This is a genomic window from Chryseobacterium sp. MEBOG06 (genome assembly GCF_021869765.1).
Taxonomy (GTDB): domain Bacteria; phylum Bacteroidota; class Bacteroidia; order Flavobacteriales; family Weeksellaceae; genus Chryseobacterium.
Map to the genome: position 1 here is coordinate 3,406,939 of NZ_CP084580.1, position 20,670 is coordinate 3,427,608.

The following is a 20,670-nucleotide window of genomic DNA, read 5'->3' on the forward strand; positions in this document are numbered from 1 at the left end:
GAAGCTTCTTGACTTCGGAGATTTTTTTTTAAGCAGAAGCAATAAATAAAATTACAATGAAAAACTTTGAAGAATTAAATAAAAAAGAAGTATTTAATAGAATGTTGAGTAGCGAATTTGGCACATTATATTCTCATCTTGATACACAAGGCAATATTGATAAAGTAATAAGATTCCTAGATGGCGCACTTACCCCTGAACTCCTCCGAGTACATTCAATTATATGAGGCTGTATTAAAGTATATTGATGAACATCATAAAATAAAAGACCATGTCTTCATGCCTCAATTATTAGAAGTAGGAGAAGATTATATTATTCGCTCTTTTTATGTTTATCTTGTACCTACTCGTAGATATTTTGACCCTGATGAGCCATTAGAACCATTAAAAGAATACTATGAAATGATCAGGGCTTTCTCAGAAGAAATGATCAATGAGTTTTCGGAAGAGGATATTACGGATCCTGACAAACAAAGTATTATAAAAGGAATTCTAAGAAAAAGTCTGATAGAACCAAGAGGCAAAACCTTTTTTGAGGGACGCTATCTAAAAAAACATATTATTGTAGAGCCTGCTATATCCTTAGAAGATATAGAAAAATGGAAAATTAGAGATGAAGAATATTTTTCTTAACAATTACACAACGAGAAAATATTTAAGATAAAACCAAATCTCCGAAGTTTCCGACTTCGGAGATTTTATTTCAAACAGCTAATGTCTACAAACCACAAGAAAGGATTCAGTCTTATTTTAAAAATCAAAAAACCTTTCACAAAAGTGAAAGGTTAATGAACATAATAGAAAATAATGTTACTTACATCAATTTTCTTTCAAACAATATACCCAAATACTAAAAAAGTGTATGGATTTTGATTTTTATGAATATCATTGATGTGATTTGGATTGCAGACAGGATTTTGTGATCATATCTGCAAGAAAGATCTGGATTATGCTAACTTTACGTTAACAGCGTTTAAACCTTTATCACTTTTTTGTACATCAAAAACTACTTTATCGTTTTCACGGATTCCTCTTGAAACTAATCCTGAAGAATGTACAAAAATGTCTTTGCTTCCATCTGATGGAGAAATAAATCCGAAGCCTTTTGCTTCATTGAAAAATTTTACGGTGCCTTCTTGCATTGTAATTATTATTAAAAATTGTTGTTATTATCTTATTAATTTGATCTTGACTGCAGAAAAACCTTTTGGAGATCTTTCTTTTTCAAAAGAGACTTTATTCCCTTTCTTTATGATCTCAGTACAATCATTATTGTGGAAAAACACATTTTCTTTTGTACTGTCTTCGGTAATAAAACCGTATCCTTTTTCACTGAAAAATGTAACGATACCTGATTTTACAGTCTCTTCTTCAGGAATTGGAGCCGCTCCAAGCTGAATTTTGCTGATATCTACTTGTTCTAGAAGCTGCTCTGGAGGAGTTGAAGTCAACCTTCCATAGGCATCTACATAGACAAACATATCGCTAAGATCCTTACCTTTATTATTATTGGTTTTACGGTCTTCCCGTCTTAGCGTTTTTTCTTTGCGTTTTTGAACTTTTTTCTTAAAATTTTCTTTTTTAGAGAAAGAGTCTCCCATGTATTATTTTGATTTTAATTACTTTGTTGGTCTATATTCTTTTACTTCAGGCATTGCAAATCCTATCAGATTTTGGATATTCTTTACAGCCGGGTGTACCTCATCATCACAAACTGAAACAGCAATCCCCTTGACGATTACTCTTTCTGTTCTTCCAATTCTGTGAACGTAAGCCTGGGGAACCGGAGTTTCAGTAACATCTACGGGCTTGTTCAGCAGGCTGTCTGCAAACTTCCGAAGGGCTACCGATATTGTTGCAGAAAAGAATAAGGTCTGTCTTTTTACAGGTACCAGTTTCAAAATCTTTTTTACATCATTTACCAATCCCAGATCAAACATTCTGTCTGCGTCATCCACTACCAGTATTTCGATTTTAGAAAGGTCAATATGTCTCTGATTCACCAAATCTAAAAGTCTTCCCGGAGTTGCCACAAGAATGTCTACTCTTTTTCTCAGCGCAGCAAGCTGGCTTCCAGCTGAAACTCCTCCGAAAACAGATAGTTGTGATAATGGCAGATACTTGCTGTACAGCCTAAAGTTATCTTCTATTTTTATAGTCAGTTCTCTTGTTGGAGTGAGTATTAAAGTTCGTATTTCTTTATGATCCGGAGTATGTCTTTTCAATAACTGCAGAATAGGCATTGCAAATGCGGCCGTCTTTCCAGTTCCTGTCTGTGCACATCCTATTATATCCTTCCCTTCCAAAATAGACGGAATTGCAGCGTACTGTATCTCCGTTGGTTTAGAATATCCGGCCTCTGTAGCAGCACGGATAATGGGATTGATTAAATTTAAATTTTTAAAACTCATTATAATATTTTCCGGATTTCCGGTATTTTGTAACAAACCCACTGCTGGTAGGTTTGAATTGGTGTATTATAAAGGATAAATAAAGAAAGTTATTTTCTATTCATCATTTTGCTCTTGCTTTACCTCCGCCAATGTCTATTATTTAAATAGTATCGAGGGGTCAGTAATGACGTATCATTCCTATTTGTAAAGTAGGATTTTAGTAACCTGTATTTTCCACCTATGAAATCAAGGTTAAAAATTGGGCGGCTGAAAAAGCAAAACTGAAAGAAAAAATGGTGATTTTAAACTATTACAGAATAGCAAAGGCAGAAACCTATTTTATAAATGCAATGCAAATATACAATAAAATAACCAAACAAAACCAGTTTTAATCAACTGATTATCAAAAAATTATTTGTAGCTTTCGCACGTCAATAAAATTGTTTGCACACAGCCGATGATTTAAAATCCGGAATTATGCAGTCTTCTTCTCCCCAGACACAACCCCGTACGCAAGCTTTAAGGTCAGATTCTCCTCATGTAAAGATTGCTTACTTCATTATGATCCATCATAAACCGGAAGCCTTTAAAGAAATGTTTCAGAAGATCTATACAAGAGATCAGTTCTACCTTATCCATATCGACCGGAAAGCAAAAGCAGCAACTACGGAAGAGATACAGCTCTTTCTGATACAGTTTCCCAATGTATATATTCTGGAAAGTATGAATATTATCCAGGGAGGCTTCAGCATGATCCAGGCAGAACTTAATGCGATGGAATTTCTACTTAATGTAAGCCCTGAGTGGGATTATTTTATTAATTTAAGCGGTGAAGACGCTCCTCTTAAATCTCAAAACATCATCCGTAAATTTCTTGGCGCCAATAAAGGCAGAAATTATCTTTTTTATTACGATCAGAAATTTTACAGACCGGATACCCTGAAGAGAATACAAAATCATTTCACAGAATTATCTTACAAAATATCTTCCCTTATCTATAAAAGAGAATTTATGAGAGGGGTAACTCCTTATATTGGAGGCAAATGGTTCATCTTTACAAGAGAAACCTGTGTCTTCATAACCAACAACATAAGAGTGCTGGATTTTGAAAACTATTACCTTCATACGCTTTTACCCGCTGAATCCTTCTTTCAGACTGTCCTTATGAATACTGATTTTAATGATGTCATTGTCAATGATGACAAAAGAGCAGTTATTGAAACCTTTTTTTTCAACAAGGCACAAAACATCAATCAATTTATTGATACTTTAAAATCCGGAAATTCTCTATTCATCAGAAAAATAAATAATAAAACTGATGAGAGCATCCTGAAATATATCAGTGAAAGCTATGATCTCGCTTTACCCAATATTGATGAAGTTGAACGGGAACTCAAGATCAATAACCGCCAAAGTAATTGATCTTAAAATTTATAGACAATCGCATTGATATTCATTCCAGCCCCTACAGAAGCAAATAAAACAATATCCCCTTTCTGAATCTTATGTAAATCCAATTCGTCTTTCAGAATCATTGAAAGCAGGGAAGGTATAGTAGCTACACTGCTGTTCCCCAATTTCTTGATGACCATAGGCATAATATCAGAAGGGACAGGAGTCTGGTACAATTGATAAAATCTGTTTACAATGGCCTCATCCATTTTTTCATTAGCCTGATGAATGATGATTTTATCCAGTTGATCAATAGAATATCCGCTATTATCCAGGCACTTCTTCATAGCATCCGGTACGTTGGAAAGAGCAAATTCATAGATCTTTCTTCCATCCATTTTGATATACTTCGTATCAGGGCAGTGCTCGTTATTATAAGATTTCCCAAAGAACAGATAGTCTTTTTCATTGAGTGTATGGGAAGCTGATAAATGGGATTTTATACCGGAATCATCTTTCTCATTCACTTCCAGAATAACCGCTCCGGCTCCGTCAGCATAAATCATACTGTCTCTGTCATGAATATCAACAACACGGGAAAGAGTTTCCCCACCAATCACCAAACATCGTTTAGCAATACCCGATTTAATAAATGCATTTGCCTGTATTACTCCTTCTATCCAGCCGGGGCATCCAAATAACAGATCATAAGCAACGCAGAAATTATTCTTGATTTTCAGAGAATGTTTTACTCTTGCAGCAAGACTGGGAACCATATCAGACTGAATAGTACCAAAACGGACATCTCCAAAATTATGGGCAAATATGATATAATCCAAAGTTTCAGGATCAATTCCTGAATCTTCAATAGCAGCCAGAGCCGCCATTAATCCAAGGTCAGAAGTAACCTGCCGGGTAGTAGCATACCGCCTTTCTTCAATACCCGTTATCTTCTGTAACTTACTGGTAATTGAAGCATTATCATCCTTTAATACACTTCCCTCAGCATTTAGAAAAATATGTTGATCAAAAAATAAATTAGTTATCGTTTCTGATGGTATATAATTACCTACCCCTATAATTTTACTTGTCATCCTTACTATGGATTTTCTAATGTTTACTATATAAATTTGTATAAATGACTGTAGTGATCAATCTATTTAAACAAAACCTCCTGCAGTTAACAAGAGGCCAATGAACATATAACTGATCTAACTTAAATGTTCATTAATAATAAATCAAGACATTGAATATAAAACAATTAATATGGTTTCATTAAATTCCTCCGTAAGAGGACAATAGAAATATAAAGTACAACCTGAGAATATAATAAATATAAGAAGTTTGTATTTTTTTTATAAATTCTATTTCTGTGGCTAAAGATAGACTATTAAAAATTAATAATACTAAAAAAATTACTTATTTTTGACAACTTGTATTGAGTCGTGTATCACATGCATTTCCTGATGATAACTCATCTTTCCCTTTATTGTAATAAGTGCCCGATAGGATATACGGAGCAACATTATTTTTTCTGACTGAAGTTCATTAACCCTCTATATCCCAGATGCATTTTCATAAAGTACGTGTAAAAAGTTTGCTTTATAACCATTCAAACCGGATCTTTAAAAACAAATAAAAATAAGTCCGTGGAATGGAGTGCAATGATAAAAGAACAATGTACATTTTGACAAAATTTGTTTTTTTGTCAAAAATATTTTAAATTTGCACTCAGATAATCCAGACTTATGTTTTCATCCATACAAAACGAACAGGATCAACTTTCGGAGCAGATACTTAACGCTGCTTCAGACCTGTATATGAAGTATGGTTTCAAAAAAGTAACAATGGATGATATTTCCAAAGCCATTGGTAAAAGCAGAACCTCTATTTATTACTATTATAAAAACCGTGACGAGGTATTTCAGGCTGTATTGAATTCTCTGATAAAAGAAGTCGCTGCCGAAATTGGAAATGCAATGGACCAGCAACTGACATTAGAAGAAAAAATAAGAGCCTTCTGCCATACCAAGGTGAAAACCTCCGAAAGCAGGAAGCCTTTTTTTACAGCACTGGAGGCTGGGATGAATGCTGAAGAAAAATCAAGGTATTCTCAGGTAATAGAAGTGGTACATCAGCATCTGATGGAAGCAGAAAAGTTTATTCTTGGAAAAGCTCTGTCAGAAAGTATCAGTAAAAAAGAAACCCGTTCTCTTACTTCTGAAGAACAGGACACCGTTATTTTTATTTTACAGAGCAGCATCAGAGGAATTAAACGGGAAATGCTTCTAAAGAACAGTTTTGATGATTTGGAAACTACGGTGAACATTCTGACTTCCATGACCGTTAAATGGCTCATGTAAAATTTTTTACCATAATTTTGACATTTCTACAATATTTGTCAAATTGTTTTTTATGAATATGAAAAAATTAAATACGATCAGTACCTTCAGAGCCTTCCAGAGTAATAATTATACTCTGTATTTCTTTGGACGTTCCGTATCACAATTTGGAACATGGATGCAGCGTACCGCTGTTGTCTGGGTAGTATACAGTATGACCCATTCTGCATTTATGCTTGGACTGTCCATCTTTGCAGAGCAGTTTCCTTCATTCTTGTTTTCTGCATTGGGCGGAGTGGCAGCGGATCGGCACAACCGGTTTAAGATTATTAATATTACGCAGATTGCCTCTTTGATTCAATCCGTTTTACTTGCTGCACTGGTAATGACTGGTCATCAAAATGTATGGTTGATTCTTGGTTTAAGTGTACTCCTCGGAGTTATCAACGCATACGATGTTCCTGCAAGACAGTCCCTGATCAATGAAGTGGTGCATGACCCCGCAGATCTGCAAAGTGCTCTTTCATTAAGTGCTGCTATGGCAAGTCTTGCCAAATTGCTGGGCCCTGCCCTTTCCGGGATTATCTTACAACAATTTGGAGCCGGTATCTGTTTTCTTCTGAATGCAGCAAGTTTTGCAGCAGTAATGGTCTCTATTTCTATGATGAAGATGCCCAAAATGCAGCCTATCCAAAATAAAGTGAAACAAAGTGTATTAAAAGAACTTACAGAAGGTTTCAGATACATCAAAAAAGAATCTTCCATTGGCTGGGTAATTGTCATGCTGAGTGTCACTGGATTAATAGTACTTCCTTACGACACCCTTACTCCTGTATATGCAAAAGAAATATTTAACGGCGATGCCAAAACTTTCGGTTATATATCCAGTTTTATCGGTGCGGGAGCGGTATTGGGGACCATTATTCTCGCTTCTTTAAAAGAGAATGTTTCCATGAGAAAAATATTGATTGGAAGTACAGTCATTCTGAGTGTAGGCCTTATTGGTTTTTCTTATACAAGCAACTTTATGCTGGCTATGTTCTTTGCAGCGGTTACAGGTTTCGGAGGCGTTGCCCAGTTTACAACCTGTAATATTATTGTTCAGTCTGAGGCTGCACCGGAAATGCGTTCCAGAGCGATCAGTATTTTATTAACGGCTATATTTGGAATGCTTCCGCTGGGAAGTCTTCTTATCGGGTTTGTTTCTGAGAAAATAGGAGCTCCCAATACGTTACTTTTGGAGGGAATTGCCGGCTTGGGTATTGCCTTCGCATTTCGGAATATTTTGATTAAGAAAAAGAAAAATGCACCGCCTGATCCCCAATTATTAGAAAAATCTGAAGAATTATTTATCAATAAAACATAATCAACAAAAAGAATAAAAATGGAAAAAACAAAGAAGGTATTATTAGTGATGGACATGCAGTCATCAATTATTAGCTTATTGCCAGATTCAACGCAATTAATTTCCGATACGGCACAAGCCATTAAAACGGCACGGGAAAAACAAATTCCGGTTATTTATGTTGTGGTGGGTTTCAGACAGGGTATGCCTGAAATCAGTAAAAACAACAAGTCCTTTTCAGCGGTAAAAGAACATATGGCCCATGTTAATATGCAAGAATGGACCGCTATCTGTCCGGATCTTTCTCCTCAGGAACAGGACATTGTGATTACCAAAAAACGCTTCAGCGCTTTCACAGGAAGTGACCTGGAAGTTGTACTCAGAGGTCTGGAGGCTGAACATCTGATATTAACAGGAATATCAACCAGCGGTGTTGTTCTTTCAACATTGAGAGAAGCTGCCGACAAAGATTACCAGCTGACCGTGATTGAAGACTGCTGTGCAGACAGTGAGCATGAAGTACATGAGCTCCTTATGAATAAAGTATTTCCTAAGCAGGCAGATGTCATTTCATTAAATCAATGGATCTCATAAAAAAATAACTGACGTTATTTCATAAAAAAACAGGAGCACATCACTCCTGTTTTTCAATTTTATTCTCTGGGTCAAATTTATTTTTATCAATCTTCCTTTATCTGAAAAGGAGCACCATTTATTAGAATGCAATCCGGATCAATTCAACTTCGCATTTGCTTTCTGAATAAAGTCGTCCCATTGCTTATTCAGGTAAGTTATCGCTTTCTTTTTTTCAGTTTCATTCATAGAAGAATAATTAACCGAATTGAAGACCAGCTTTTTAAGTGCTTTCACATCCAGCTCCCAGTATACAAAAGCTACCCAAAAATCATAGCTAAGACCTTCATATCCATAGACAGAAGGGTCGTCACTATTAATGGAACATTGTATTCCGTTGCTTAATAATACTCTAGCAGGGTGATTTCTCATATCACTCACATACCCTAAAACCTGATTACTGATGGGACTTACCTCAACCAATTTATGCTGTTTTCTGATCAGTTCCATTGTTTTTGGGAAGTAGATCAGATTGAGACCATGGCCAATCCTTTGGTTGTTCAGCAGCCCAATATCCAGAACATTTTTATTCAGAACAGAAGTACTTTCGCCTGCATGAAGGAAAAGCGGCATTTCGACCCCATACTTTCTAGTGAGCTGGTCCAGTTTTGCCCAATTCTTCTGGAAAGAATAGATACTGTTTCCGGCAGCTTCATCTGCCACAAGATCAAAACCTGAAATCATATCAGGAAATTCTTTTTTAAGTTCAAATGCTATTTCGAGCTGTTTTTCAATATTTTCAGGATCTAAAAACTTGAAACTGGAATAGATCAATTTTAAACTGAACTGAGGGTCCGACTTATGAAGCTCTTTAAGAACATCCTGCAAATCTGTGATCGAAGTCTTCAACGGATATTTTCCATGCTGGAAATCATAGAGCTCATCAAAGATAAACCGGATTTCAACATGCTGTACTTTATCCTTTACCAAATCCTGAAAGCCTTTCAGATAATATTCTTTAAAGAATGGACGGTACGGCAGCAACAGACTGATTCTTTTGAAACGTTTTTCAAACTCAATCCAATAATCCGTATATGTACATAGATTATCTCGCTTCAGAATAAGAAGATTCTGTAATTCTTTCTCAAAATCAGGATTCGAAGCCAGTTTCTTGTCGAGATTGACAAACCCCTCAGGTACTTTCCCTTTTTCAAAGAAAGCCAGCTGTCCAAAAATATACTGACTATTATCTTTCTGATCGAAAACATAACATTCATTATATTTTCTTGCTGTTGAAATCACCCATTTCACATCGGTTATTCCACCACTGTGGGTATGCAGTAAGCCGCCTTTAGGCATCGACTGAAACACCTCAAATAACTTGCTCTTTTCTATCAGTGGTTTAATTTCATTAAAAGAACTGTTATATATAGGTATTTTTTGTTTTTCTGTTTCACTGAGAAATTGCTTCCGCATCTGCAATAATTTTTTATCCAATGTTTTTTCAGCATCAGATAGCTGCAGATCAGCATCAAAAGCAGTTTCTTCATTCTCCTTCTCTGCCAGCAGCCACTTCTGCTGGTAAGTGGACCTTTCAGCTGTTTTATTTTGGCTCCAGTATAAGGGTGATCCAAGAAGTAAAACATAGGTGATATATCTTTTCATCATAATATGAGGCGTATTTTTTAAGGTCGATTATGTTTAATCGTTTTAAAAGTAGTTCATTGAAGCAAAAAATGTGCAAAATAAACCTATTTCAAAAATATGATCATTTTTTTTAAAAAATAACTTCCCAATCAAAATAATTCCCTGGAAAAAAATTGGATACAACATTCTGACAATATGCAAAACAGCATCATTAGGTTGAATGATGCTGTTTTTACTGGGATTCAAATAATCCGGTTTATCATATTCTTTACTGATGAAAAGAATTTCTAAATTCCAATGGGGACAGACTGGTTTTATTTTTAAAAAGTTTTGTAAATGACTGCGGATACTCAAAACCTAATCCATAAGCAATTTCACTGATCGACAAATCTGTTGTAGAAAGTCTTTCTTTGGCTTTTTCAATTAATTTATCATGAATAAACTGCTGGGTACTCTGCCCGGCAATTGCAGTAAGCAGCCGGCTTAAATAGTTGGGAGACACATGTAGCTCATCTGCAACATACTGTACCGAGGGCAATTTCTTTAAAATAAGATCATCATCTTTAAAATAAGTAGTCAGTAAATCTTCAAGACGGTTCAGTATTTTATGATGTGGAATTTTTCTTGTGATAAACTGCCGTTCGTAAAATCTTTCTGAATAGTTAAGCAATGTATCAAGACAGGAAATAATAATATTCTGACTGAATTTATCAATATTAGCATGATACTCCTGTTGAATATTTTCTATAATTCCATTGATGGTATGTTCTTCCTTTTTTGATAGAAACAAAGCTTCATTCACGGAATAGCCAAAAAAATCATATTTCTTAATGCTTTTCGCAAGAGGGCTGTTCCAAAAAAAATCTGGATGTATGAGCAGCATCCAACCGGATTGTTCCAGCTGAGAACCCGAAGTTCCTTCAATTCTGAAAACCTGATGAGGAGCAATGAAAAACATCGTTCCCTCATCGAAATCATATTGCTGCTGACCATATTTTAATTTTCCATTGATTCCTATTTTTAAAGAAATCATATAAAAATCAAACACCCAGTTAACATCACCAATATCATCAGGTCTTTGCACCGTACTATAGTCAATAACACTAATCAGAGGATGTTCAGGATATGGGAGTCCTCTTGAACGGTGAAATTCAGTGATGCTTTTTAATCTTTTTGTACCCCTTTGTTCCATAACTATAAAGTTACAAATTGTTCTCCATTAATTGATATTTCCTGGAAACCCTGCCTATCTGTTTGTATAAAAAGCGGCAAACTCCTTAGCAAAATCAGTAAGTTTTACTCTACCCAAAACAGGAGTATGCTGATTATAGTCTTCATACAGTAATCCGGTTCTCTGACTTGCCTGAGTTTCTACAAAACCTTTTGCAACCTGCTCATTGAAGCCGATCTCAAGCCAGTTTTTCAGTAATTCATCATCTGAAACAACCTTCCATTGAAGGCCCTCCTGCCCTATTGATTCCCCCAGAACCTTTGCGATTTCATTGGGTGAAACCTCATCACTGGCTACGTAACGTACAGACCTTCCTTCAAATGGTTTTTCAAATTCCTCCGCTACCACTTCGGCAATATCCAATGGTGAAACCCAGGGCTCTTTTTTATCACCACCCCAATTGGAGATAATAGCTCCTTTATTTTTTATAGTATCAACGAATGAAAACATATTGAAATAAATGCCGACAGGGCGAATAAATTTGATGGACACCTCTTCCGGAAGCTGCTTCAGAATCTGTTCTACATGATGATGGAAGACTATAATACCCGTTCCTTTATCCGTATGCGCACCGATACTGCTGAGGTGGATGATATTTTTTATTCCCGAACGCTCAACCGCTGTTTTGTAATTCTCACCAATTTTACTGATCGCTCCGATAAAATCGATATTCTTATCAAACAGATCCCCTGCGGCTTCCATCGTTTCCATCAAATAAACGATATCTGCACCTGTGAATGTTTCTGTAAGAAAATCAACATCAAACATGCTGCCTATCGAGGCTTTTGCTCCAAATGCTTCAATAGCAGCCCGCCGATCTTCATTACTGCTGATCACCGTTACCGAATGTCCTTTATGTACAAGTTCTTGTGTAAGCGGTTTCCCTATGTTCCCAATGGAACCTGTTAAAACAATATTCATTTCTTTATTTTTTGTTGATGTAAAATTCCGAAATACTTGTACAGCATAAGTAGCCGGATCTATCCTCCATTTAACCAAAAACAGCAAGTTTTAGATATTGGGTTTATAAAATAAATAAAAAGTCTACAAAAACAATAGACTTTAATTGTTAAATTTTATTTCCTGCCTAAAATGATTCTTTATAAAATTTTATTACAATTTTAAAACAAACATAAAATACTAATAATCAATTATTTAAAAATACCAGCAATCATTAAATCCAATTACCCTACTAAAACAGTAGACTTATATGATATATCTCATACATCCTGCTAATAAGGTTTTATGATTTATTAAATACTTTTGACACAGTTAAAAAAAACATAAATTTTATTCTCATGAATAAGAACTACTTTGATTCTTACCTATGCAACACCATGGCTGAAAAACCTGCTCAACAAAAGCGTTGTGCAGAATATGCCTTTTCACAGCACAACATTACTTCTCAGAATATGTGTTTTGATATGATGTGCAAAATGATGATGATGTTATAACCTTTCGAAGACATACATCCATTACTGTAGGAATTAAAGCCGCTTAACGCAAGGCCTATTTTATCCGGGTATACCTCCTGTAAATTTTAACATGTTGTCTCTCATACATCCTCCCTGAAAAAGGAGGCAGGGACTTCCTGTTTCTTAATCAGCAGGATCAGCAGTAATACACAATTCAACTTTAAACCTAGATTAATATAATGAAAAAGAAACAATGCAAACTTGGTGTATTGGCTTTACTCCTATTCGCGGAATACGGCTTTGCACAAAGTAAAGACAGCCTTTCCAGGGAAACCTCTATAAAAGAAGTAGTGGTGGTCGCCTTTGGAAAGCAGAAAAAAGAAGAAATAACCGGATCGGTACAATCATTAAAAGCCAAAGACCTGTCCAGCCTTCAAAACGGAAATATCCTTCAGGGAATTGGAGGAAAAGTAGCCGGAGTACAGGTGATTTCTTCGGGACAGCCTGGCTCGCAGCCCATCATCAGAATGAGAGGAATAGGCTCTATCAATGCCTCAAGTGATCCTCTAATTGTATTGGACGGGATTCCCTACAGCGGAAATCTAAACAGTATTGCTGCATCCGATATTGAAAGTATTTCTTTCCTTGAAGATGCTTCTTCCAACGCTTTATACGGTTCCCGCGGAGCGAATGGGGTAATTATTGTGAATACCAAAAGAGGGAAAAACAAAGGGCTGAGTGTGGAAGCTGATATAAGAACTGGAGTAAACTTCAGATCTATCGATGATTACTCCGTTTATACCTCTCCACAGGACTATTATACTGCCTACTACAACAGAGCCAGAATAGGCGAAGTGGCAAGATTGACACAACCGGGAGCTATACCTTCCGGAACATCTCCTCATGAGGAGGGAATTTCTGCCCTGGGAAAACTTGGTTATAATGCTTATAATATCCCGTTTAGCAACCTTATCGGGAAAGACGGTTCTTTCAATCCGGATGCTCAGCTACTGTATCAGGACAATTGGAAAAAACTTCTTTTCAAGCCTGCATTAAGGAGAGAAGCTACGGTGGGAATTAATGCTAATGGTGACCAGGTAAAGTCATACACGTCCCTTAATTACCTTGACGATAAAGGATATCTTATCTCTTCCGGATTTGAAAGGTTTGGAATCAGATCGAACGTTGACTACTCTATCACGTCAAAATTAAAATTGACGAGTGCGCTCTCCTATACTTATAGTAAGCAGGACTTTGGAGAAACGGGAGGGTTTTCCAATCCTTTCCAGTTTGCCAGAAATATAGCTCCTTTTTATCCGGTTTATCTGAGAGATAACAATTACCAAAGGCTGTATGATAATCACGGAAATGCATTGTATGATTATGGTGATGGGCAGGGACCTAACGGATCAACAAGATCTTATGCCGTTTTTGAAAATCCCGTGGGAAACCTTCAAAAGGATAAATCTCAGACTACAAGTAATATCACCAATATTAACCTTGGCTTAAATTATGAAATTATAAAAGGGCTGGATTTCACATACAATTTCGGAGCTTATCTGGAAAATGTAAAAAACCTTCAGTTTGGAAATACAGAAGGGGGAACTTCCTCTTCTGTGGGGGGCACCATTTCACAGGGCTCTTCATTCAGATATACATTGAACCATCAGCAATTGCTTACGTATCAGAAGAAACTGGCTAAGCATAATTTCAATATTCTTGTTGGTCATGAATTAAATAAAATAAAAAACGAAGGCTTCTCCGGATCAAAGCAGCAGCTTCTATTACCGAATTCAACATCTTTTGATAATGCAGTAAAAATAACGGATTTATCCGGAAACGGGTATGAATATGCTGTAGAAGGTTATTTCTCAAGATTACTCTATAATTATGACGGAAAATATTTCTTTAATGCCAATATTCGTAGAGATGGATCTTCTGTATTTTCTCCGCAAAGCAGATGGGGAAATTTTTATGGACTGGGATTAGCATGGAATGTAGCGAAAGAGGAATTTCTTAAAGATAATAGTGTAATCAATTCTTTGAAATTAAAGGCTTCTTACGGACAGCAGGGAAATGACAACATCCTACTTGACGGGTCTAACAGAGATTATTATGCGTATCAGGACATCTATGGAATCAACAATTTCGGTGATGGCAAACCGGTTTTATCGCTGAAAAAACAAGGAAATAAAGATTTAAAGTGGGAAACATCGAAAAACCTGAATGCAGGATTTGAAATTTCCCTTTTAAATAACAGAATAAACTTAAATGCCGACTATTTTGAACGAAAGGTCTCGGATATGATTTATACTCTGCCACTTCCTCCTTCTAATGCAGGTTCTTATGTAAAGTATGGAAATATTGGGGATATGACTAACCGGGGAGTTCAGGCTAATATTAATGTAGATATTCTCCGCAATGAGCAGATTCAGTGGAGTTTCTACGCAAATGCAACACATTATAAAAATAAAATTACCAGATTACCAGCCGAACAAAGAAATACGGGTCTTGTTAGCGGGCTGTTTATCCTCACCGAGGGAGGGGACCGATATACTTATTATTTAAAAGAATTTGCTGGGGTAAACCCTCAGAACGGAGATGCCTTGTGGTACCGTACCACAATCAATCCGGCAACCCAAAAGGAAGAAAAAACCATTACCAATAATTATAAGGAAGCTACGGATTACAATACCGGAAAATCAGCTATTCCAAAGGTTTATGGTGGATTTGGAACGGATGTTACTTATAAGAGATTTAATGTGTCTGTTAATTTTGCCTATCAGTTTGGCGGCTATGGTTATGATGATATTTACAGAAGCTTATTCCATTCTGACACTTACGGCTCCAACTATTCTACGGATTTGAATAAGACGTGGACTCCGGAGAATCCAAATGCAGCTTTACCAAGAGTGGACCTTACTTCTACCAATCAAAATGGCAACTCAACGCTTTATCTTATCAAATCAGATTATATAAGTCTTCAGGATGTAACCTTCTCTTATCAGCTCCCCGAAAGCTTTTCGCAGCAGGCAGGTTTATCGGGCTTAAAAATATATGTTTCCGGAAACAACCTTTATCTATGGTCCAAAAGAAAGGGCTATGATCCACGGACTTCTTTAACCGGAGTATCAGATCCATACAGATATTCTCTATTATCAAGCGTTTCTGTAGGTTTCAAATTAACATTTTAAAAGAGTACAATGAAAAAAATAAAATATTTTATAGCAGCTATAGCCATCGGCATCATTACCCAGAGCTGTGCCAGTGATCTGAATACACTTCCAGAAGGAGATATATCGGGTGAACAGCTGAATGATGATCAGTCCAAGCCTGAAAAAATTCTCGGTGGGATTTACCTGGATCTTCGCAGCAACGGAGCCGGAGGAACTACTTCTCACTCAGATTTTGGGATAATGGCTGTAAAGGCAGGAGCTGATCTGATGTCTAATGATGTAATACAGTCTACGAACCAGCATTTGGGAATGTTTTACAATTATGAAGCAACCAATGCCAGTAACTCTGCTTCAGAGATTGTATGGACTACTTTTTATGCAAGAATATTTATGATCAACAAACTCCTTGATGATCTGCAGCAAGATACAAGTACAAAAAACAGAGCGATCAAAGGGCAGCTTCTTGCACTGAGGGCTTATTCTTATTTCTATCTCGTTCGGTTTTATGCCAATGATTATAAAGGACATCAGTCTGACCCCGGATTACCTTTGGTTCTTACCGCCAGCAATCCAAGTCAGGGGCTTCCCAGATCTACGGTATCAGAAGTTTACACACAGATATCCAGAGATATTGAAGAGTCTGTTGTGCTTCTGGATAGCTATGCGCGCCCATCCAGAGCCCAGATCGATCAGAGAACAGCTAAAGCAATCGCTGCTGAGGTCTTTTTGCAGACAGGAGATTATGTGAAAGCCGTAAAGTATGCTGAGGAAAGCAGACAGGGTATCGCTCTGATGACTGAAAATGAATACACCACTACAGGGTTTTCCAATATCAACAATCCTGAGGTAATATGGGGATTCCATAATACGATTTCGACAATGAGTATCGGAAATTATTATGCATCTTTCTTTTCTATGTTTGATAATACCAATGAAGGGTATGCCGGAGCTGCACAAATCCGTAAGCTGATCGACAAGCGTCTTTACGAAGCGATTCCGGAAACAGATTATCGTAAAAAGGTTTTCAATGGCAGTCAGAATGCCCAGTATACTTTTAACGCAAAAACAAAGAACTATCCTCCCTATGTGAGCTGGAAGTTTAAGGATCCTACTCTTTTTGAAGGTGATTATATCTATATCCGAGCATCTTCCCTTTATTATATAGAAGCTGAAGCGCTTGCCAGACAGGGAAGAGAGGCTGAAGCCAGACAGGTATTGTTCGAAATCACCGCTAAAAGGGATAAAAACTACTTATTATCTTCAAAAACCGGCAATGAACTCATCAATGAAATTATCCTGCAGAAAAGAATAGAGCTTTGGGGAGAAGGATACGCCTGGTTTGATATGAAAAGATTAAACATTCCATTGGAAAGAGTTTACACAGGGACCAATCATACTTTTGGAAGATTTAACCTTACTCCGGATAAATTCAAATTCCAGATTCCTAATAAAGAAATTAATAATAACCCACAAATCAAACAGAATGACTAGATAAAGAAAAACCTTCGCTGAAAAGCACGACAATTTTAATATATTTTGATAACGAGGCTGTCCCGGAAATGAGACAGCCTCGTTTGTGATTTATCAATGAGCTTCTGTTTAAACCACTCCATCTACCCGTTGAAATTAAGCTCGATCAGCTTTTTAATCAAACTTAATAAACATCTGATTAAAATTCAATGTCATCTTACTGAATTGGCGGATCACATCCTGACCGATGTTTCCATAAACAGTTTTCTCGTTGATTTTAGTTGTTAACAGATTGATATTTTTCAGAGGAATTTCTTTCCCTAATATATGAAAGGTATAATTCACCTTAAATCCCGGATATTCAATTTTTCCGCCTGCCCCTCCCATAGTGACTGCCCCGAGCCTGTACTTCATATCTATTTTCTTTTTATTTTCCTGATAAAAGGGAGCATACAGGATTGTATAGTCTGAACCTGTATCAAAGCTGAAATGTCGCCCATCCATGAAAATAAGAGGAGTTAACCCATCCATTGCCATATTGGACGGGCTGTTTATTTTTGTTTCTGTATTGGGTACTATAAAATAATCGTCCTGCGTTAATTGTACTTCTCTTAAAGCCTCAATCACAGGAAATCCAAGAACGCCATTGATCTGATAATTAATTTGCGGAAAGCTGAGTGCATCATCTGCGAATACAAGAAATACCACATTTTCCGCTATTATATTTCCAAAAGTCATTTTTTCACAAACGGCAAGATCTGCTTTGACGGCAATACCAGTAATGGCATCTACTTCGATATCAGCAGGAATCACATTTATCTTCAGGCGGCTGGCCGTACTGGCAGAAATAGTGGAAATATTGGCTCCCGTATCAAAAATAAAGTTCATGGAATCTTCTACAACCTTTACTTTAAGGTTTTTTAAGCCTGCAACATCCTTTACCATTTTCAGGCGGGTACCCCCATTCATGGTAATTTTTTGAGGAGGCTTATTTTCCAGAACGATCCAGATTTTCAGATTGTTTTTCAGGTCTTTTCTTTCTTCATCTGTAAGCAGATAGTCATATTTTTGAAGGGTCGTCTGCACTGCCCTTTTCGCTTCTGAATAGTTATATTGCTTCATGCTGTTATCTTCCCGGATACGCCATAATTTAAACATCAGTGAGTCAGGAATGCTGGTTTTCAAAGTGAGCAATTGTGAAATTTTCTGATTAGATTCTTCAGGCTTATTAAATGCATTATCAAGAACTGCTTCCATAAAGTACTGATATGCTATCGGTAACTCTTTCTTATTTCCTGCAAACAGATCCCTTGCTTTGAAAAAATTCTTTACTTTCACCTGCTTATACATCACATTAAATGCTGAACTATGGCTCTGTGCAAAACCAACAGCTGATATGCACAGTAGAACCAATATCAATACTGTCCTCAGAAATGATTCTGATCTTAAAAATGTTTTCCTTTTTTGGATATTACTATTGAAATCTTTCATCATGATTGTATTCGTTTTTTTAAGTTTGAACCTACCGTTCTATCGGCTAATTTATTAAATATCATTAAACTATGATTTTAAAAACAAATCGATTCTTTATTCTTATGAAAAATAACGGAACTACAGGCGTCGCTTTCTTTTTATTTCAATAGAAATCATTTAAAAACAGGAGGAGATAGCCGGCATACTTCATCAAACAAGTGTTGGAAAAACTTATATTTGGAAAACTAAAAAACATTCGAAATAACCACTCACCAAATGACAAAGAAAATTATTTTCACACTACTCATCACACTTTCAAGCCTGCCCCTTTTTTCTCAGAAAAATAAACGTCCGGAACTAACAAAAACAATTGAGACTATTCTCTCAAACAAGAAAGCAGATGTGGGGGTATCAATTATTGGTATTTCCAACAGGGATATCATACAAATCAATGGCAGCAAATCCTACCCTATGCTGAGTACAGTGAAGTTTCCGATTGCACTGGCAGTTCTGCACAAAATAGAGAAAGGCGAACTTTCTATGCAACAAAAATTATTGATCAAAAAAGAAGAACTTCTGGAAGATACCTGGAGTCCGTTCAAAGAAAAATATCCTGACGGAAATATAGAAATCACACTGGAAGAGGCCTTGAAATGGATCGTTTCCTACAGTGATAATAATTTAACAGATATTCTGCTAAGACTGATTGGCGGGCCTCAGTATGTTCAACAGTTCATTGACAGTAAAAATATGGTCATTAAGAATGATGAAGAGGCTATGCATAAAAACTGGGAGTCTCAGTTTATCAATACGATTACCCCTAATGAATCCATCCGTTTACTGCAGGAATTTTATAACGGAAAAATCGTAAACAAAGAGCATTCTCAATGGCTTTATACTGCTATGCTCAATAACATAGCAGGAATGAAAAGGCTTAAAGGCAAACTTCCGAAAGAGGTGAAAGTAGCTCACAGAACAGGAACTTCCTTTACTAATGATGCCGGAATGACAGGCGCAGTGAATGATTTTGGAATTATTGAACTTTCATACAACAGGAGAATATATGTTGCCGTTTTCGTTCATAATACCTACGAAAAATTTGAAAATGCAGAAGCTATTATTGCCGAAATTGCTAAAGCGGCCTATGACTATTACAATAAAAAATAAACTATGATTAAAAAAAAATTATTCTTCACAGTTACACTCTCCGTTTTACTGTCTACAGCTGTCAATGCACAAAAGAAAGACACTTATACCCGCAAGATCGATAGTATTATCACTGCTTCTTTTCCTTTAAAATTCAACGGAGTTGTTCTGGTTTCTCAAAAAGGGAAAATAAAATATATGAAATCCAATGGCTACAGGGATTTAAAAAAAAAGATACCTTTGAAAACAGATGATCAGTTTGAAATCATGTCAAACTCAAAGCAGATTACTGCCGTTTTGGTTTTACAGGCTGCAGAGCGGGGAAAACTGGATCTCCATACGCCCATAAAGAAATATCTGCCGTCTCTTACCCAGTCATGGGCAGACTCCGTTACGGTGCATCATCTCCTCAACCATACTCATGGTATTTCAGACATTCACAAACCTGCAGCTTTCAAAGCGGGTTCACAATTCAAGTACGGAAACCTTTCTTATATGCTTTTAGGGGATATTCTTAAAAATACAACCGGGAAAAGTTTTAAAGAACTGGCAGGTTTACTTTTCAAAAAATTAGACATGAACAGCACATTTATTTATAACAGCAGAAATAGTCAATCTCTAGTTCCTGGCTATAAAAGTGAGAATAACCATTTTGAAAAAGTAAAAGAAACATTCTTAAATGATGACCTTGCACCTGCGGCAGGTGTAATTTCTACCGTACAGGACCTTGTAAAATGGGATGAGGCACTTTTTAAAGGAAAGCTTCTTTCCCCGGAATTTCAGAAACAGATGCTCACTCCTTCCACTACCTCTCAGCACAATGTTTTCGGGAAAGAAAGTATGGGATTTGGGTACAATGTGAGAATCATCAAAGAAGCAGGTCTCACTTATTATGGAGTTACCGGACTTGGCGATGGCTTTACCAGTCTGAATGTCTACTTCCCTTCTACAGATACAGCTTTGATCATTCTTGAAAACCAAATGCCGGAAAACAGGGGAAACTGGAGTTTTCAGGAAGCAGCAATCAAAAATGTGGTATTGAAAAGCATTACTTCGAAATAATAACG

The 20,670-nt window shown here is 36.5% G+C and carries 19 protein-coding genes; 11 read left to right on the forward strand and 8 right to left on the reverse strand.

Translation table 11 applies throughout. The annotated features are described in order from the left end of the window. The first annotated feature begins 56 nt into the window (after window positions 1–56). Window positions 57–227: a hypothetical protein gene (locus LF887_RS15670; protein WP_236855181.1), complete on the forward strand. Its 171-nt coding sequence runs from the start codon at window positions 57–59 to the stop codon at window positions 225–227. 52 nt (window positions 228–279) lie between these two features. After that, the gene (locus LF887_RS15675; RefSeq protein ID WP_236855182.1) at window positions 280–633 is read left to right on the forward strand and encodes a hypothetical protein; all 354 of its coding nucleotides are present in this window, start codon (window positions 280–282) and stop codon (window positions 631–633) included. 314 nt (window positions 634–947) lie between these two features. Here LF887_RS15675 and LF887_RS15680 read toward each other — a convergent pair whose 3' ends face one another. The 3 genes from LF887_RS15680 to LF887_RS15690 are packed head-to-tail and all read right to left on the reverse strand — an operon-like array spanning window position 948 to window position 2,411. Further along, window positions 948–1,142: a cold-shock protein gene (locus LF887_RS15680; protein WP_236855183.1), complete on the reverse strand. Its 195-nt coding sequence runs from the start codon at window positions 1,140–1,142 to the stop codon at window positions 948–950. A gap of 27 nt (window positions 1,143–1,169) precedes the next feature. Beyond that, entirely contained in the window at window positions 1,170–1,601 is a 432-nt protein-coding gene (locus LF887_RS15685) for a cold shock domain-containing protein (RefSeq protein ID WP_236855184.1), read from the reverse strand. Between the two features lie 18 nt (window positions 1,602–1,619). Further along, window positions 1,620–2,411, reverse strand: a complete 792-nt coding sequence (locus tag LF887_RS15690; RefSeq protein WP_236855185.1) for a DEAD/DEAH box helicase — start codon at window positions 2,409–2,411, stop codon at window positions 1,620–1,622. A gap of 426 nt (window positions 2,412–2,837) precedes the next feature. Here LF887_RS15690 and LF887_RS15695 point away from each other — a divergent pair, with 426 nt between their 5' ends. Beyond that, window positions 2,838–3,815 carry a beta-1,6-N-acetylglucosaminyltransferase gene (locus tag LF887_RS15695; protein WP_236855186.1) on the forward strand — a complete coding sequence of 326 codons (978 nt, stop codon included), beginning with the start codon at window positions 2,838–2,840 and terminating at the stop codon, window positions 3,813–3,815. Between the two features lie 2 nt (window positions 3,816–3,817). Here the strand turns inward: LF887_RS15695 and LF887_RS15700 are convergent, their stop codons facing one another. Further along, a complete protein-coding gene (locus LF887_RS15700) occupies window positions 3,818–4,879 on the reverse strand; it encodes a 3-oxoacyl-ACP synthase III family protein (RefSeq protein WP_236855187.1) in 1,062 nt (353 codons plus the stop codon). Window positions 4,880–5,533: 654 nt separating this feature from the next. Here LF887_RS15700 and LF887_RS15705 point away from each other — a divergent pair. From LF887_RS15705 to LF887_RS15715, 3 genes are read left to right on the forward strand one after another with little or no spacing between them, the layout of a single operon-like run. Next, window positions 5,534–6,148: a TetR/AcrR family transcriptional regulator gene (locus tag LF887_RS15705; protein WP_236855188.1), complete on the forward strand. Its 615-nt coding sequence runs from the start codon at window positions 5,534–5,536 to the stop codon at window positions 6,146–6,148. Between the two features lie 58 nt (window positions 6,149–6,206). After that, complete coding sequence (locus tag LF887_RS15710) at window positions 6,207–7,493, forward strand: MFS transporter (RefSeq protein WP_236855189.1); 1,287 nt, start codon at window positions 6,207–6,209, stop codon at window positions 7,491–7,493. A gap of 18 nt (window positions 7,494–7,511) precedes the next feature. Next, window positions 7,512–8,066: a cysteine hydrolase family protein gene (locus LF887_RS15715; protein ID WP_236855190.1), complete on the forward strand. Its 555-nt coding sequence runs from the start codon at window positions 7,512–7,514 to the stop codon at window positions 8,064–8,066. Window positions 8,067–8,204: 138 nt separating this feature from the next. On the opposite strand, the gene LF887_RS15720 is transcribed toward LF887_RS15715, so the two are convergent. The 3 genes from LF887_RS15720 to LF887_RS15730 all read right to left on the reverse strand — a co-directional run bounded on the left by LF887_RS15720 (window position 8,205) and on the right by LF887_RS15730 (window position 11,844). Beyond that, window positions 8,205–9,713: an adenosine kinase gene (locus tag LF887_RS15720; protein ID WP_236855191.1), complete on the reverse strand. Its 1,509-nt coding sequence runs from the start codon at window positions 9,711–9,713 to the stop codon at window positions 8,205–8,207. Between the two features lie 247 nt (window positions 9,714–9,960). Continuing rightward, a complete protein-coding gene (locus tag LF887_RS15725) occupies window positions 9,961–10,884 on the reverse strand; it encodes an AraC family transcriptional regulator (protein ID WP_236855192.1) in 924 nt (307 codons plus the stop codon). Window positions 10,885–10,938: 54 nt separating this feature from the next. After that, window positions 10,939–11,844 carry an SDR family oxidoreductase gene (locus LF887_RS15730; protein ID WP_236855193.1) on the reverse strand — a complete coding sequence of 302 codons (906 nt, stop codon included), beginning with the start codon at window positions 11,842–11,844 and terminating at the stop codon, window positions 10,939–10,941. A gap of 377 nt (window positions 11,845–12,221) precedes the next feature. Here LF887_RS15730 and LF887_RS15735 point away from each other — a divergent pair, with 377 nt between their 5' ends. The 3 genes from LF887_RS15735 to LF887_RS15745 all read left to right on the forward strand — a co-directional run bounded on the left by LF887_RS15735 (window position 12,222) and on the right by LF887_RS15745 (window position 17,005). Continuing rightward, a complete protein-coding gene (locus LF887_RS15735) occupies window positions 12,222–12,377 on the forward strand; it encodes a hypothetical protein (protein ID WP_236855194.1) in 156 nt (51 codons plus the stop codon). 200 nt (window positions 12,378–12,577) lie between these two features. Further along, window positions 12,578–15,532 (forward strand): SusC/RagA family TonB-linked outer membrane protein, encoded by a 2,955-nt coding sequence (locus LF887_RS15740; RefSeq protein WP_236855195.1) that lies wholly within the window; start codon window positions 12,578–12,580, stop codon window positions 15,530–15,532. A gap of 9 nt (window positions 15,533–15,541) precedes the next feature. Then, a complete protein-coding gene (locus LF887_RS15745; RefSeq protein ID WP_236855196.1) occupies window positions 15,542–17,005 on the forward strand; it encodes a RagB/SusD family nutrient uptake outer membrane protein in 1,464 nt (487 codons plus the stop codon). 153 nt (window positions 17,006–17,158) lie between these two features. Here LF887_RS15745 and LF887_RS15750 read toward each other — a convergent pair whose 3' ends face one another. Beyond that, window positions 17,159–18,478, reverse strand: a complete 1,320-nt coding sequence (locus tag LF887_RS15750; RefSeq protein WP_236855197.1) for a retropepsin-like aspartic protease — start codon at window positions 18,476–18,478, stop codon at window positions 17,159–17,161. A 255-nt stretch (window positions 18,479–18,733) separates the two neighbouring features. Between LF887_RS15750 and bla the strand changes: the two genes are divergently transcribed. Next, window positions 18,734–19,624, forward strand: coding sequence for a class A beta-lactamase (gene bla, locus LF887_RS15755; protein WP_236855198.1), 891 nt, complete (start codon window positions 18,734–18,736; stop codon window positions 19,622–19,624). Window positions 19,625–19,627: 3 nt separating this feature from the next. Next, entirely contained in the window at window positions 19,628–20,665 is a 1,038-nt protein-coding gene (locus tag LF887_RS15760; protein WP_236855199.1) for a serine hydrolase domain-containing protein, read from the forward strand. The last annotated feature ends 5 nt before the right edge of the window (window positions 20,666–20,670 follow it).

Bases quoted from the DNA above. Each gene is read 5' to 3' on its own strand.
- LF887_RS15725 (WP_236855192.1), bottom strand. From the start codon at position 10,884: ATGGAACAAAGGGGTACAAAAAGATTAAAAAGCATCACTGAATTTCAC.
- LF887_RS15680 (WP_236855183.1), bottom strand. From the start codon at position 1,142: ATGCAAGAAGGCACCGTAAAATTTTTCAATGAAGCAAAAGGCTTCGGA.
- LF887_RS15750 (WP_236855197.1), bottom strand. From the start codon at position 18,478: ATGATGAAAGATTTCAATAGTAATATCCAAAAAAGGAAAACATTTTTA.
- LF887_RS15735 (WP_236855194.1), top strand. From the start codon at position 12,222: ATGAATAAGAACTACTTTGATTCTTACCTATGCAACACCATGGCTGAA.
- LF887_RS15720 (WP_236855191.1), bottom strand. From the start codon at position 9,713: ATGATGAAAAGATATATCACCTATGTTTTACTTCTTGGATCACCCTTA.
- LF887_RS15705 (WP_236855188.1), top strand. From the start codon at position 5,534: ATGTTTTCATCCATACAAAACGAACAGGATCAACTTTCGGAGCAGATA.
- LF887_RS15745 (WP_236855196.1), top strand. From the start codon at position 15,542: ATGAAAAAAATAAAATATTTTATAGCAGCTATAGCCATCGGCATCATT.
- LF887_RS15700 (WP_236855187.1), bottom strand. From the start codon at position 4,879: ATGACAAGTAAAATTATAGGGGTAGGTAATTATATACCATCAGAAACG.
- LF887_RS15710 (WP_236855189.1), top strand. From the start codon at position 6,207: ATGAAAAAATTAAATACGATCAGTACCTTCAGAGCCTTCCAGAGTAAT.
- LF887_RS15715 (WP_236855190.1), top strand. From the start codon at position 7,512: ATGGAAAAAACAAAGAAGGTATTATTAGTGATGGACATGCAGTCATCA.
- LF887_RS15740 (WP_236855195.1), top strand. From the start codon at position 12,578: ATGAAAAAGAAACAATGCAAACTTGGTGTATTGGCTTTACTCCTATTC.
- LF887_RS15730 (WP_236855193.1), bottom strand. From the start codon at position 11,844: ATGAATATTGTTTTAACAGGTTCCATTGGGAACATAGGGAAACCGCTT.
- LF887_RS15690 (WP_236855185.1), bottom strand. From the start codon at position 2,411: ATGAGTTTTAAAAATTTAAATTTAATCAATCCCATTATCCGTGCTGCT.
- LF887_RS15670 (WP_236855181.1), top strand. From the start codon at position 57: ATGAAAAACTTTGAAGAATTAAATAAAAAAGAAGTATTTAATAGAATG.
- LF887_RS15675 (WP_236855182.1), top strand. From the start codon at position 280: ATGCCTCAATTATTAGAAGTAGGAGAAGATTATATTATTCGCTCTTTT.
- LF887_RS15685 (WP_236855184.1), bottom strand. From the start codon at position 1,601: ATGGGAGACTCTTTCTCTAAAAAAGAAAATTTTAAGAAAAAAGTTCAA.
- bla (WP_236855198.1), top strand. From the start codon at position 18,734: ATGACAAAGAAAATTATTTTCACACTACTCATCACACTTTCAAGCCTG.
- LF887_RS15760 (WP_236855199.1), top strand. From the start codon at position 19,628: ATGATTAAAAAAAAATTATTCTTCACAGTTACACTCTCCGTTTTACTG.